Source organism: Nannocystis bainbridge (assembly GCF_028368995.1).
GTDB lineage: Bacteria > Myxococcota_A > Polyangia > Nannocystales > Nannocystaceae > Nannocystis > Nannocystis bainbridge.
On the sequence record NZ_JAQNDL010000003.1, the window covers coordinates 2,060,616 to 2,075,191 of the forward strand.

Below are 14,576 nucleotides of genomic sequence, written 5' to 3' on the forward strand. Positions count from 1 at the left end.
GCGGTGAGCAACTCTCGTCACGCCGCGGCCAGCGAGCTGACCCTCGTGGATGAGGATCACGGCCTGGTTCTCGGCGACGTCCCTCGCAACCGGTCGCATCCGCCTCGCTCGCGCTCGGACCCTGCGCGGCAAGGACCAGGCCCGCTCGCTCGCCGATGAACGACACCGGCCGCGCACGGGCGGCCCGCGTCACTTCTTCGCGGCGAGCTTGATCGAGCCGATGTCGTGGACCTCGCCCTCTTTCATCGCGCTGTGCATGGAGAAGCCGAGGGTGGTCTGCCACTTGCTGCCGACCTTGACGGCCACGCCGTACTCGCCGAGCGGCACCTCGGCGAAGCTCCACGCGCCCTCGGCGTCGGTCTTGCCGATGAACCGGACCGGCTGATCGGCGCACGGCGTCTTCGAGTAGATGAACGCCGGGGTCGGGCACACCTCGAGCGTGGCGCCCACGACCGGCTTCTCGTCGTTGTCGACGATGCTGCCCTTGAGACCGCCCTTGCGCACCTCGCCGGCGCTGGGCAGCTCGGCGGGGCCGCTGCCGAGGACCAGGATGCTCTTGATCTCGCCGGCGATCTCCGGCGCCGCGCCGCTCGGCCACTCGTGCTTGCTGCCGTCGGCTGCGACCACCGAGAGGCCCGCGTCGGTGCCGACCCACACGCGCCCGCCGTCGTCCACGCCGACGGCCCAGATCAACCCCTTCTTGAAGTCTCTGCCGCTGCGCCGCGACTGCAGCTTGCCTTCGGCCGGCTTGGCGGCGGTGACCTTGTCGACGTCGATGAGCGCGAGGTAGCCGTCGGTGCTGACCGCGAGCTCGCTGTACGAGCTGGTGCCGCCGAGCTTGAGCTTCTTCGTCGGCTGGCCGTCGACCAGCTGGAACACGCTGTCCATGCCCATCGCGTACACGCTGCCGTCGGACGCGAGCGCAGCCCGGGTGAGGTAGTACGGGCTGCGAGCCCGGGTCGACTTGAGGTCGACTTCCTTCCAGGCGTCGGCCTCGCGCACGAACACCTTCTGGCTGGTGACGAGCCAGGGCTTGCCGGCCCGGTCGACGGCGATCGCCTGCGGGAAATCGTCGGCCGCGAGCGCCAGCACCGACACCGGCTCGCTGGTCCACGCCTTGCCGTCGAAGTGGTCGATCGCGCTGAAGGCCGCGACCCAGATCTGCCCGTCGGCCGCGACCGCGTAGTCGGTCATCGAGTTGGGCAGCCGCGCATCGCCGTCGCCCACCACGGCCTTGAAGCCCTCGCTGTCGATGCGCCCGATCTGCGAGTAGTCCGCGGCCCACACCTGGCCGTCCGCGCCGACCTGCAACTTGCGATACGAGCCCGTCTCGGCGCCGCTCACCGGCGTGAACTTGCCGCCGTCGAGGCGCACGATGCCCTTCTTTTCGACGGCGATGAACGCCGGCCCCGGCGCGCCCGCGGTGATCGTCAGCGGCGCTGCTGCCGGCTTGGCCGGCTCGGCCTTGGGCTCGGCCTTGTCGTCCGCCGGGGTCTCGGTCTTCGTCTCGACCGTCGTCTCGGTCTTCGTCTCGACCGTGGTCTCGACCTTTGCCGGCGGCTCGCTCTTCCTGGCCTCGTCGGGCGTCGGCCCGCCGTCACAGGCGGTCATCCACAGCGGCAGGGCACACACAAACAGTTTTGTCCTGGGGGTCGGCACGCGGCGATCTTGCCAGGCCACAATTGGCTGTCAACGACCTGTCCCTTGAGACATCCGGTCGGTGGGACATGTCCTCGCGGACATATTCTGTTCGGGGGGCGAGAGTCCCCAACGCAGCGCCTTAACGAAGAAGGGCCGCGCCGGCGCTGCCGGGCGGCCCTTCGGGCGAGCGGAGCGTGGCGGCTCAGCTGGCCTCTTTCTTCACTTCGCCGTCGTTGGCGTAGACGACCACGGGCTGCTTGCCCTGGAGGATGCAGTCCTCGTTGACGACGACCTCGCGGATGTTGCCCTGGCTGGGGATCTCGTACATCACGTCGAGCATCGCGCGCTCGAGGATGGACCGCAGACCGCGGGCGCCGGCCTTTTGGGCGCGGGCACGCTGGGCGACCGCCTTGAGGGCGCCGTCGGTGAACTTGAGGCCGACGCCGTCGATGCCGAGCAGGCGCTCGTACTGCTTGACCAGCGCGTTCTTGGGCTGGGTGAGGATGGCGACCAGCGCGGCCTCGTCGAGGTCATGCAGCGGGGCGACGATCGGCAGGCGGCCGATGAACTCGGGGATGAGGCCGAACTTCATCAGGTCCTCGCTCTGGACCTGCTGCAGCAGCTCCCACTGGCGGAGCTCCTTCTTCTGCCCGTGCTGCACGCCGAAGCCCATGGTCTTGGCGCTGATGCGGTGGTCGATGATGTCCTCGAGGCCCGCGAAGGCGCCGCCGCAGATGAACAGGATGTTGGTCGTGTCGACCTGCAGAAAATCCTGCTGCGGGTGCTTGCGTCCGCCCTTGGGCGGCACGCTGCTGATCGTGCCCTCGAGGATCTTGAGCAGCGCCTGCTGCACGCCCTCGCCCGACACGTCGCGGGTGATCGACGGGTTTTCGCCCTTGCGCGCGATCTTGTCGATCTCGTCGATGTAGACGATGCCCCGCTGCGCCCGCTCGATGTCGTGGTCGGCGTTCTGCAGCAGGTTGACGATGATGTTCTCGACGTCCTCACCGACGTAGCCGGCCTCGGTCAGGCTGGTGGCGTCGGCGATGGCGAACGGCACGTCGAGGATGCGCGCCAGCGTCTGCGCCATGAGCGTCTTGCCCGAGCCGGTCGGTCCGAGCAGCAGGATGTTGCTCTTCTGCAGCTCGGTCTCGTCGGGCAGCTTCTTGGCGTTGATGCGCTTGTAGTGGTTGTAGACCGCGACGCTGATGGTCTTCTTGGCCAGCTCCTGGCCGATGATGTAGTCGTCGAGGACCTTGCGGATGTCTCGCGGCTTCGGGATCTTCGCGCTGACGTCGGCCCGCTCTTCCTTCTGGACCTCCTCGGCGAGGATGTCGTTGCAGAGCGAGATGCACTCGTCGCAGATGTAGACCGAAGGGCCGGCGATCAGCTTCTTCACCTCCTTCTGCGACTTGCCGCAGAAGGAGCAGCTGAGGTTCCCGTTGTTGTCGCGCTTCGAGCTCATGGAGTCGTCCCCCCAGTCGGCGGCGTCGGCCGCTCCTTCCGCGGCCGGCTCAGCACCTCGTCGATGAGCCCGTAGCCCTTGGCCGTCTGCGGGTCCATGAACTTGTCGCGCTCGGTGTCACGCAGGATGTCGTCGACCGTCTTCCCGCTGTGCTCGGCGAGGATAGCGTTCAAGATCGCCTTGAGGCGCCGGATCTCGAGCGCCTGGATCTCGATGTCGGTCGCCTGACCCTGCACCCCGCCCGAAGGCTGGTGGATCATGATGCGCGCGTTGGGCAGCGCGAAGCGCTTGCCCGGGGCTCCACCGGCCACCAGCACCGCGCCCATCGAGGCGGCCTGGCCGATGCAGTAGGTGGCGACGTCGCAGCGCACGTGCTGCATGGTGTCGTAGATGCCCAGGCCGGCCGTCACCACGCCGCCCGGGGAGTTGATGTACATCGTGATGTCCTTCTCCGGATCCTCGGACTCGAGGAAGAGGAGCTGGGCGATGATGACGTTGGCGACCTGGTCGTTGACCCCGGTGCCGAGAAAGATGATCCGGTCCTTGAGGAGCCGGCTGTAGATGTCCCACGAGCGCTCACCACGGTGCGTCTGCTCGATGACGAAGGGAATGTTGGCGACCGGGCCCAAGTCTTCGTGGTGCTTCATGCGGCGGCTCCGCGCTCCTTCTAGGTGTCTGCTATCGTGACCGCCTCGCCGGGACGATGCAAGGCCCCAGAGCGCGCGGCTGCATCACCACTTTCTCACCGTCGATCGAGAAAGCGGCTGGAGCCACCCGGGGGTGGCTCCTCTCGACGTTCGGCGCGCTCGGCACCGGCGCGTGCGGCGGACTCGCTCGTCAGGTCGCGGCGGTCTCGCCGCTAGACTCCGACGTCGCGGGCGCCTCCGGCGACGGATCGGGCGCCTCGGTGACCTCGGCCTTGCCCATCAGGAAGTCGAGGATCTTTTCCTCGCGGAGCTGCGCGCGCAGGAGCAGCAGCTGGTTGTTCTTCTCCATCGTCGCGCGCAGGCGATCGATGTTCTGGTTGCGCTCGGCCGCCATCTCCTTCAGCTCGGCCTCGACCTCGTCCTCGGCGACGACGATGTTCTCGGCCTTGCCGATCGCGTCGAGCAGGAGGAACGCCTTGACGTTGAACAGCGCCTGGGGCCGGTACTGCGAGCTGAGCTGCTGCTCGGTGACGCCGAGCCGCTGGAGCGTGAGGCCCTGCTGCTGGACCTGACGCTTGAACAGGTCGACCTGGGCGGCGACCTCGCGGGCGACCAGCGACGGCGCGACCTCGAAGGTGTTGCGCTCGAGCAGGACCTCGACGAGGCGCTTGCGGGCGTCGCGCTCGGCCTCGTTCTTGTCCTCTTCGAGCAGGCGCTCGCTGAACTTGGCCTTGAGCGCGTCGAGGCTGTCGGCCTCGCCGGTGTCGCGGGCGAAGTCGTCGTCGAGCGCGGGGACGTGCTTCTCGCGGAGGTCGCGGAAGCCGATCGTCAGCACGGCCTCGTGGCCGCGCAGCTCCTGCTTGAGGCGCTCCTGGGTCGGGCTGAAGCGCACGACCTGCGTCTTGCCGACCTGGTCGAGGGTGGTGCTCGCCAGCGCGGCGGCGAGGCCGGGGATGTACTCGTTCTCGGTCTCGCCGATGTCGACGCGGAGGTCCTTGCGCGCGATCTTCTGCGGGCCGATGTGACCGTCGAGGTCGACGGTCCACACGTCACCCGGCTGGGTGGCGGTGCGCTCGCTGCCCTCGGCGAGCGGGCGCAGCTCGGTGAGCTCCTCCTGCTTGGCCTTGAGCTCGGCGTCGATCTTGGCGGCGTCGGCGACCGCGGGACGGCGACGCACGGCGATGCCGGTGTAGTCCTTCGGGGTGATCTCCGGCGGGACTTCGAAGCGCGCGGCGTACTTGAAGGTCTCGTCCTTGACGAGCGTGCCCTCCTCGAGGACCGGCTGGGTCAGCGGCACCTTGCTGTGCTGCGTGACGGCGGCCTGGAAGGTCTCGTCGACGAGCTCGCGGGCGAGCTCCTCGCGCACGCTCTTGCCGAACATGCGCTCGAGCATGTGCGGCGGCACCTTGCCCGGACGGAAGCCAGGCAAGCGAGCCTTGCCCTGCAGATCGCGCAGCTTGGTGGCGAACCGCGGCGAGATCTCCGTCCACGGGATTTGCACACGCACGCGGCACTCGACCGCACTGATCTTCTCGATTTGACTTTCCATGACGGGCGAAAGCGGGGACGGTCCAGTACCAGAGCGCCGCCACGATCTCAAGTCGACGCACGCACGGCCGCCGCAGCGCCGGGCCGCGGCCGCCACGACGGGCGGCCGCGAGGCGTGACAAGCCGCACGGCCTGCCTCAGCCCTCGTGCTCGGCCAGCAGCTCGTCGCGGTCGCGGTAGCCCGGGCTCACGTCGCGCAGCGCCTCGGCGGCCGCCGCCGTGTCGCCGAGGGTCGTAAAGACCTCGGCCAGGCGGTACTGGGCCGCGTCGCGCTCGTCCTCGTCGTTGGCGCTGTCGATCGCCTCGCGCAGGGCGGCGACGGCGACCGAGGGCTCGCCGCGGAGGATCCGGAGGTCGGCGATCATGACCTTGGCCCGCGACTGCCAGGTGCTGTCGGCGGCGGCCAGCCCGAACTGGGCCAGCGCGTCGTCGATGAGGCCCATCTCGTGATAGGCCATGCCCAGATCGAAGTAGGTCTGGGCGTCGGCCTGCTCGGTGAGGGTGGCCACGGCCCGCTGCTGCGGCGATTTCTTGCGGCTGACCGGCGACGGCTCGTCGAAGATCGAGGACAGGAAATCGTCGTCGTCGTCCTCGTCGTCGAGGCGCTGGACGGTGTGACCGGGGCTGACGGCGGCGGGCGCGGCGGCGACCGGCGGCGGGGTGTCCTCGATCATCACCGGCGCGGCGGCCGACTCGAGCTTGGCGCCGGTGGCGAAGCGGTCGGCGAACTCGGCGAGCGCCGGATGGCCGGGGAAGCGCCGCTGCAGCTCGAGGTAGGTGAACTGGGCGTCGTCCTCGAACCGGCTGCTGATGAAGAAGCGCAGCTCCTCGACCTCGTCGGTGATGTCGGGGTAGTCCGCCGGCGCGGCGGGCTCCTCGGCCGAGATCTCCTCGACCGCGGCGAGCTCCTCGAGCTCGGCGCTCAGCAGGTCGGCGACCTTGCTGTCCGCGGAGACAGCCTCGGGCTGGCTGTCCGAAGGGGCAGCTTCGCTCGTCGGCGCCGCGATGTCCGCAGCGGCGGCCTCGGGCTTGGCCTCGGCCTGGCTGTCCGAAGGGGCAGCCTCGGTCGGCGCCGCGATGTCCGAAGGGGCAGCGTCGGCCTGGCTGTCCGCGGGGACAGCTTCGAGCGGCGCAGCGATGTCCGAAGGCAGGGCTTCGGCCTGGCTGTCCGCGGGGACAGCTTCGGTCGGCGCCGCGATGTCCGAGGGCACGGCTTCGGCCTGGCTGTCCGCGGGGACAGCTTCCGGCTTCGCCTCGCTCGTGTCCGCGGGGGCAGCTTCCGGCTTCGCCTCGACGATGTCCGCGGGGGCAGCCTCCGGCACCTTTGCCTGGCTGTCCGAAGAGACAGCCTCGGGCGCCTTCGCCTGGCTGTCCGAAGAGACAGCTTCCGGCTTCGCCTCGAGCGCCTTCGCCTGGCTGTCCGAAGAGACAGCCTCCGGCTTCGCCTCGGGCTGCTGGACTGGCGCGGGCCGGGTCTCGGCCGCGGGGGTCGCGGGCGTGCTGGCGGGGGTCGCCGCCGGCTTCGGTCCGCTGGGGCCGCCGAGGCGCGTCACCGGCTTGGCCGGCTTCCCGCCGAGGCGCATCGCGCGGAGCTTGGCGGCGGCGTCGGACTTGGGCGCCTGGGCCGGTCCGCGGACGATCTCGGCCTTCAGCACCTCGGGCTTGGCCGACTCGGTGCTGGCGGGCGTCGGCTCGGTCTTCGCGGCCTCGGGCGCCTGCGCCTCCGCGCTCGTCGACGCAGCCTCGGTCGCGGGCTCGGCCGGGCTGTCCGTCGGGACAGCTTCGGGCTTCGCCGCGACCTCCGTCGGGGCGGCTTCCGTCTTCTCGCCGGCGTCGGCCCTGTCCGAGCTGTCCGCGGGCACAGCTTCCGGCTGCGCCGCGCTCGAGCTGTCCGCGGGGACAGCTTCAGGCGCGCTCGCCTCGGGCTTGGCCGGGCTGTCCGTCAGGACAGCTTCGGGCTGCGTCGCCTCGGGCTTGGTCGCGGTGTCGACCACGACGGCCTCGGGCTGCGTCGCCTCGGGCTTGGTCGCGGTGTCGACCGCGACGGCCTCGGGCTGCGTCGCTTCGGGCTTGGCCGAGCTGTCCGCCGGGACAGCCTCGGGCGGCGGCGCGACCGGCTTCGCCGTCACCACGCTCTCGCTGCGCGGCGGCTCCGGGCGCTTCGTCACCACGCTCTCGCTGCGCGGCGGCTCCGGGCGCTTCGTCACCACGCTCTCGGTCCGCGGCTGCGGCGGCGGCGGGCGCTTCGACACCACGCTCTCGGTCCGCGGCGGCGGCGGACGCTTCGACACCACGCTCTCGCTGCGCGGCGGCTCCGGTCGCCGGGTCACCACGCTCTCGCTGCGCGGCGGCTGCGGCGGGGCCTTCTTGGGCGGCGTCGGCTCGGACGCGGTCTCGTCGACGAGCTCATCGAGCTCGAGCTCCTCGACCTCCTCGGCCTCGAGCTCCTCGACCTCCTCGGCGCTTTGTGCCGGCTTGTCGGAGGGCGGGCGGCGCGACGGCTTGCGGCCAGACTCGACCGGCTCGCTCGCGGGCTCGGAGGTCGTGGCCTCGACGTGCGCGCCCTCGACCGGCGCGCCCTCGGAGGTCATGGCCTCGCTCGCCGCGACCTCGGCCGTCGCGGCGACCTCGGGCTGCGCCGCTTCGGGCGGCGCGGCCTCGCTCGTGGTCGCCCCGGGCTGGGTTTCACCGGCTGTCTCGGCGGACATGTCCTCAGGGACAGTCGCCTTCTGGACCGGCGGCTTGAACGTCGGCAGCGGCGTCTTCTCGCCGAACGACCGCGGCAGCGGCGTCTTCTCGGAGAACTTGGTCGACAGCGGCGTCCGGATCGCGCTGTCGCTGTCGTCGTGCGCGACCGGGGCGGCCATGCCGAACGCCAGGTTCTGCAGGCCGCTGGACTCGCGCACCGGCTCGTCGGCGGGCGCCTTCGGCTCCTCGGGCAGCGGCGCGGGCGCGGGCGTCGGCGTCAGGTCGGCCTGGACCTTCGAATCGGTCTCGGTCGACGTGTCCGAAGAGACATCCCCGTCCAGGGCGGCGATGCGGGCCGAGTCGGCCGGCGAGCTCATACTCGTGCCGCTCTGGCCGGCCGTCGGCGGCGGCGCCTCGGCGTCGCCGGCCAGGCGCTCGTGCTTGGTGCCGCGGACCAGCGGCGCGGCCTCGTCGGGCTGGCTGCCGCTGGCCTCCAGGGCCGTCAGCACCATCTCGGCCTTGGTGTGGTTGGGCGCCAGCCGGAGCGCGCGACCCAGGTGGTCGCGGGCGAGCTTCAGGTCGCGTCCGGCGACCAGTTGCGCCAGGCGGACGGAGGTGTCGGCGGCCTCGGAGTTGCGGCCGAGCGACTCGAGGATCGACGCCTGCAGCTCGAGCGCCTGGGTGTTGCTGGCGTCGCGGACGAAGATCGAGTCGAGGTGCCCGAGCGCGTGCTCGAACATCTTGTATTTGATGTAGACCCGGACCTCGAGCAGCAGCTTGTCGATGTCGCCGACGTTGTCCTCAGGCTCCTCTGCCGCGCTGGGCGCCAGGTTCGCGCCCACCCCTGCGAAAGGGCGCGAAGGCACGTCCTCGACTTCCACGTCGAGCTCGAGGTCGGTGCCGGTCTGCGACGCCGCGGCCTCCTCTTCGACCACGTCGATGTCGAGGCCGACATCCTCCTCGCGGTCCTTCGGGTCGACCGGCAGCGCCGCGATCTCGGCGTCGATGTCGGCGGCGATCTTCTTGAGCTCGTCGGCGTTCTCCGGCCCGAGCGCGATCGCCTTGCGCAGCACGCGGGCGGCCAGCACCTTGGCCTTGCGCCCGCCCTTGCGCTGCTCCTTGGCCAGCTCCTGCAGCACGCTGACCGACTTGTCCTGCTTGCCCAGCGCGACGAACGTGTCGGCCAGCAGCTCGAGGCCCTCGGGGTCGGCGGGGGCCGAGCGCAGCAGCGCGTTCAGCTTAACCAGCGCGCGCCGGTTCTCGTTCTGCGACAGGTAGATCCGCGCCAGCGAGCGCAGGACCGGCAGGTCGTCTTCCTTGTGATAGATGAGCCGCTCGGCGACGCGGATGTAGTCGTCGATCCGGCGATCCGAGAACAGCTTGTCGGCGGCGAGCCGGAAGTGCTCGACCGCCTGCGGCACCATGCCCTCGCGCGAGTAAAGCTCGGCCAGGCGCAGCCGCTTGCCGACAGCGCCCGGGTCGAGCTCGGCGACCATGCGGAAGCCCTCGAGGCCCTCGAGCACCTGGCCGCTCTGGAAGTACGCCTGAGCGACGAACTCGTAGGTGGCGATGGCGTCCTGGATCCGGCCCAGCTCCTTGTAGAGCGCGGCGACCCTGGACTGCACGTCGAGCCGACCCGAGTCGATCTGCAGCACCTGCCGGTAGACCGCGAGCGCCTTCTGGTGCTCACCGGCCTCGGTGTAGTGCTTGCCGACGAACACGAACCGCTCGCTCGCGCCCGCGGTGTCGCCCATCTGTCGCAGCGCGTCGGCGAAGAGGAGCCACGATCGGATGTCCGAAGGGTCAGCTTCGACGACCGCCGCGTACTCCTTCGCCGCACGGTCGTGCTGACCCTTCGCCGCGTACTTCGCAGCCGCTGCCAGTGCCTTGTCGCGGTTGAACGCCACCCGTCTCCTTCTCCTGGCTTCCTTTACTCCTTCAGCCTTGCACTTCGGCGTCGGCCTCGGCGCGCACGGCCTCGGGGTCGAGCGACGCCTCGAGGAAGTGGGTATCGTATTTACCACTAATGAACGCCGGTTGCTTGAGAAGCCACCGGTGCAGCGGGATATTGGTCTGGATGCCCTCGATGACGCATTCGCCGAGCGCGCGCTGCATCCGCCGGATCGCCTGCTGGCGGTCGGGGGCGTGGACGATGAGCTTGGCCAGCATCGAGTCGTAGAAGGGCGGAACCGTGATGCCCTGGTACATGTGGCTGTCGACCCGGACCCCGTAGCCGCCCGGGAAGTGCAGCGCCGAGATCGTCCCCGGCTGGGGGATGAACTTGATCGGATCTTCGGCGTTGATCCGGCACTCGATGGCGTGCCCGCGCGGCCGGAACTCGCGCATCAGGTGCCCGAGCGGCTCGCCCGTGGCCAGCCGGATCTGCTCCTGCACGAGGTCGATGCCGGTGATCATCTCGGTCACGCAGTGCTCGACCTGGACGCGCGTATTCATCTCCATGAAGTAGAAGCGGTCGCCGTCGAGCAAGAACTCGATCGTGCCGAGCGAGTGGTAGCCGATCGCCTTGGCGGCCGCGACCGCGGCGGCGCACATCTCCCGCCGCAGGGCGTCGCCCAGCACCGAGCAGGGCGCCTCCTCGAGCACCTTCTGGTGGCGCCGCTGGACCGAGCACTCGCGCTCCAGCAAGTGATTGGCGTTGCCGTGCTGGTCGGCGACGACCTGGACCTCGACGTGGCGCGGGCTCTGGACGTAGCGCTCGAGGTACATGTCGCCGTTGCCGAACGCCTTGAGCGCCTCGACCTGGGCGGTCTGCAGCGTCTGCGGCAGCAGCTTGATGTCGCGGACGATCTTCATGCCGCGCCCACCGCCGCCCGCCGACGCCTTGAGGATGACCGGCAGCCCGATGCGCTCGGCCTCGGCGACCGCGTGCGCGGCGCTGGTGAGCACGCCCGAGCCCGGCAGCACCGGCACGCCCGAGCGGTCCATCGTCTGGCGCGCGGTGACCTTGTCGCCCATCACGCGCATGTGCGTCGGGTCAGGGCCGATGAAGGTCAGCTTGCACTTCTGGACGATCTCGGCGAACTCGGCCCGCTCCGACAGGAAGCCGTAGCCGGGGTGCACCGCGTCGGCGCCGGTGAGCTCGGCGGCGGCGATGATGTTCTTGATGTTGAGGTAGCTCTGCGACGACGGCCCCGGCCCGATGCAGACCGCCTCGTCGGCGAACCGCACGTGCAGCGCGTGCTCGTCGACGGTCGAGTAGACGGCGACGGTGCGGATCCCCAGCTCGCGGCAGGCCCGGATCACGCGCAGGGCGATCTCGCCCCGGTTGGCGACCAGGACCTTGCGGATCTCTCTCAGCGGCGGCGTGGACCGCGGCGCGGCGGGATGAGGCGTCTTCGTCGGCATCAGAGCTTGCGGACCCGGAACAGCTTGGCCCCGTATTCGACCGGCTTGGCGTTGTCGAGCAGGCACTCCTCGATCACGCACGGGAACTCGGCCTCGAGCTCGTTGAACAGCTTCATCGCTTCGACGATGCAGAGGGTCTGACCGCGCTGCACCGTGGTGCCGACCTCGACGAACGAGGGCGTGTCGGGGCTGGACGAGCGGTAGAAGGTGCCGACGAACGGCGAAGTGATGAAGGTGCCGGCGGCCGCAGGCGCGGCGGCCGGGGCCGCAGCCGGGGCGAGCGCCGGCGCGGGCGCGTCGTAGACGACCGGGCGGGCGGCGACCGGCGCGGCCTCGACGGCGGTGTTGCGGCGGAGCAGCACGCGGTGCTCGCCGCTCTCGATCTCGATCTCGTCGAGGTCGTTCTGGCGCAGCACCTTGGCCAGCTCGCGGATGTACCGCAGGTCCGGCAGCGAATCAGGCCGTGGAGACGAATCCCGAGGTTCGGACGACATGCACTCTCCGTCAGGGTCGAAGGGTCCCGGGCGCGTCGCTCACGACGGGCGGGCCGCGTGCTCGGCTACGAGGTAGCGCAGAGCGAGGTGGTAGGAGGCAGTGCCGAGGCCCATGATGACGCCGACACATGCTACGCCAGACATTGATACCTGGCGCAAGCTTTCGCGGCGGTAGAGGTTGCTGAGGTGGACCTCGACCGCCGGCACGGGCACCGCTCGCAGCGCGTCTTGAATCGCCACGCTGGTGTGCGTGTAGGCGCCCGGATTGATGATGATGCCGTCGGCGGTGCCGTACGCGGCGTGGATCCAGTCGAGGATCACGCCTTCGTGGTTGCTCTGCCGGCAGGTCAGCTCGGCCCCGAGCTCGCCGGCCAGCGCCTGCAGCGAGGCGTCCAGCTGGGCCAAGGTCTGCGCGCCGTAGATACCCGGCTCGCGTTGGCCCAGCAGGTTGAGGTTGGGCCCGTGGATCACGAGCACCCGCGGCGCCGCCGACATCCCCAGCCTACAGACTGGCGAGCAGCTCGGGCGCCGCCGACTTCAACACCCAGCGCCCCTTGCCGAAGCTCCCCGAGTCGGCCAGCAGCACGATCGTGAAGAACTCCTCGGACAGGCAGCGCACCAGCAGGGTGCCGCGCTCCGCCTTGATCGTGATGTCGGTCAGGGCGCCGAGGTCGAGCGCCTTGGAGGCCTTGAGCAGCTCGACGAACCGAAATGAAAACTCGGTTGCGATGCCCTCGATGTCAGCCCCGCTGTCGCCGTCGTATTGCTCGACGGTGATGCCATCAAAGCCCATCAGGATGGCACCCTTGGCGCCTGGGATCTGTTCAACGATGGATTTGAGGGTTTCTTTCATGATTGGCGCAGTCCTCGCGCGGGCCGCCAGGTTGGCAGAGCAAATCGGTTCTGGCAAGCCTCAACTCGGCCGCAACCAGGCGTTCGCACTCGTTCACCCTCGTCTGTGGCGACCCTGCGCTCACTCCGCGGGCAATTGCGCTCGCTGCCGCAGCAGCCCCAGGATCTCGCGCGGGGTCAGCGGCAACACCAGCGGCTCGCCGACCCGCGCCAACGCCACGTAACTCACGGTGCCGCCGACGCGCTTTTTGTCGACCGCCAGGGCGCGCTCGACCGCGGCGCCGCGGTCCCCGGTGAGCCACGCGTCGAGATCTTGCGGCAACCGCAGGCGAGCGAGCGCCTGCGTGACCATCGGTTCGAGCCCCGGCTCGGCGACGCCCTTGAGCTCGGAGACCCGCGCGGCCGCTCGCAGCCCGAGCGCGACCGCGTCGCCGTGCGGGACTTCGTAGTTCGAGGCCGCCTCGATCGCGTGCGCCATGGTGTGCCCGAGGTTGAGCAGCACCCGACCCTTGCCGGCCTCGCCCTGCTCCCACGGGTCGCGACCGATGCAGGCCGCCTTGAGCCCGACCGAGGTCGCCACCAGCGGGGTGATGACGTCGACGTCGCGGGCGTAGATCCCGTCGGCGCGCGCGAGCAGCTGCTCGAGGTGGTCGCCCGAGAACAGCAGCGCGTGCTTGAGCATCTCGGCCAGACCCTGCGCGAGCTCGCGGTCGGGCAGCGAGCTCAGGACCTCGGGGTCGATGGCGACGAACAGCGGGAAGTGAAACACCCCGACCATGTTCTTGGCGCCGGGCAGGTCGACGGCGACCTTGCCCCCGACCGAGGCGTCGACCTGCGCGAGCAGGGACGTCGGCACCTGCACGACCGGGATGCCGCGCATGAACAGCGCCGCGGACAGGCCCGAGAGGTCGCCGATGACGCCGCCGCCGAGCGCCACCACGGCGTCTCGTCGACTGAGGCCGCCGGAGATCATCTGCTCGAGCACGGCGAGCAGCGACGGCATGGTCTTGTGCACCTCGCCCGCCGGAACGACGATCGGTACGACCTGGAAGCCGTGCGCTTCGAGGCTGGCCCGGGCCGCGGCGCCGTGCAGGCGCGCCACGTTGGCGTCGGTGATGAGCGCGACCGAATTGGCCCCGCCGAGCCGCTGTCGCAGCTCGGTGCCGATCCGCGACAACATGCCGCGACCGATCAGCACCGGATAGCTGCGGCTCTCGGCCGGGACGTGGACGTCGAGCACGAGGGGCCGAGGGCGCTTGCGTTGGCTGGATGACCCGCTGTCTTGCATGCAGGACCTCAGAGGATGCGGAGGCTGGTGGCAAGCGCCGTCAGCAACCGGTGCGCCACATCTTGCGGCGGTCCGTTGCCGTCGACAACTCCGTCCGCTTCCTCATACGCCGACCTTCGGTTGTCAAGGAGTTCGCCGACGCGCGCCGCGACCGCGCCCTCGTCCGACCCGAGCAACGGACGTCCGCCCAGCGGCGTGACGACCAGTCGACGCGCGAGCTCGGCCGGCGGGACGTCGAGGAAGTACACGACCCCGGCTTCGCGCATCAGCGCGCGGTTGGCCGGGTCGACGACGAGTCCGCCGCCCGCGGCGACCACGACGGTGCGCGCCCGAAAGCCGGGCTCGGCCACGAGGAGCTGCAAGGCGGCCTTCTCGCAGTGGCGGAAGTGCGACTCGCCGCGGGCGAACAGCGCGGGGATCGCCGCGCCGAAGAGCCGCTCGATCCGGCGGTCGAGGTCGATGAACGGCGCGCCCCACAGCCCGGCCACGATCGGCCCGACGGTCGACTTGCCGGCGCCCATCATCCCGGTGAGGAAGAGCGGTCGTTGCGGATCGTCTGCACGGCGTGAAGTCATGGCGGTGAGAGA

At 70.2% G+C, this 14,576-nt stretch carries 11 protein-coding genes; all 11 read right to left on the reverse strand.

What is annotated here, in order from left to right; genetic code table 11:
- Positions 1–189: 189 nt before the first annotated feature.
- Positions 190–1,632, reverse strand: coding sequence for an NHL repeat-containing protein (locus POL25_RS33305; RefSeq protein WP_272090342.1), 1,443 nt, complete (start codon positions 1,630–1,632; stop codon positions 190–192).
- A 211-nt stretch (positions 1,633–1,843) separates the two neighbouring features.
- Entirely contained in the window at positions 1,844–3,106 is a 1,263-nt protein-coding gene (gene clpX, locus POL25_RS33310; protein WP_272090343.1) for an ATP-dependent Clp protease ATP-binding subunit ClpX, read from the reverse strand.
- Complete coding sequence (gene clpP, locus POL25_RS33315; RefSeq protein ID WP_272090344.1) at positions 3,103–3,753, reverse strand: ATP-dependent Clp endopeptidase proteolytic subunit ClpP; 651 nt, start codon at positions 3,751–3,753, stop codon at positions 3,103–3,105. Before clpP ends, clpX begins: the two co-directional genes overlap by 4 nt.
- Positions 3,754–3,943: 190 nt before the next feature.
- Positions 3,944–5,302, reverse strand: coding sequence for a trigger factor (gene tig / locus POL25_RS33320; protein ID WP_272090345.1), 1,359 nt, complete (start codon positions 5,300–5,302; stop codon positions 3,944–3,946).
- Between the two features lie 136 nt (positions 5,303–5,438).
- Entirely contained in the window at positions 5,439–9,896 is a 4,458-nt protein-coding gene (locus tag POL25_RS33325) for a tetratricopeptide repeat protein (RefSeq protein WP_272090346.1), read from the reverse strand.
- 31 nt (positions 9,897–9,927) lie between these two features.
- Positions 9,928–11,355, reverse strand: coding sequence for an acetyl-CoA carboxylase biotin carboxylase subunit (gene accC / locus POL25_RS33330; protein ID WP_272090347.1), 1,428 nt, complete (start codon positions 11,353–11,355; stop codon positions 9,928–9,930).
- Positions 11,355–11,849: an acetyl-CoA carboxylase biotin carboxyl carrier protein gene (accB, locus tag POL25_RS33335; RefSeq protein ID WP_272090348.1), complete on the reverse strand. Its 495-nt coding sequence runs from the start codon at positions 11,847–11,849 to the stop codon at positions 11,355–11,357. Before accB ends, accC begins: the two co-directional genes overlap by 1 nt.
- 39 nt (positions 11,850–11,888) lie before the next feature.
- Entirely contained in the window at positions 11,889–12,344 is a 456-nt protein-coding gene (gene aroQ / locus POL25_RS33340) for a type II 3-dehydroquinate dehydratase (protein WP_272090349.1), read from the reverse strand.
- A gap of 7 nt (positions 12,345–12,351) precedes the next feature.
- On the reverse strand, positions 12,352–12,702 hold the full coding sequence (locus tag POL25_RS33345) for a roadblock/LC7 domain-containing protein (protein ID WP_272090350.1): 351 nt from the start codon (positions 12,700–12,702) through the stop codon (positions 12,352–12,354).
- Positions 12,703–12,822: 120 nt separating this feature from the next.
- Positions 12,823–13,941, reverse strand: a complete 1,119-nt coding sequence (locus POL25_RS33350; protein WP_272090351.1) for a 3-dehydroquinate synthase — start codon at positions 13,939–13,941, stop codon at positions 12,823–12,825.
- 56 nt (positions 13,942–13,997) lie between these two features.
- On the reverse strand, positions 13,998–14,564 hold the full coding sequence (locus tag POL25_RS33355; RefSeq protein ID WP_272090352.1) for a shikimate kinase: 567 nt from the start codon (positions 14,562–14,564) through the stop codon (positions 13,998–14,000).
- Between the last annotated feature and the right edge of the window lie 12 nt (positions 14,565–14,576).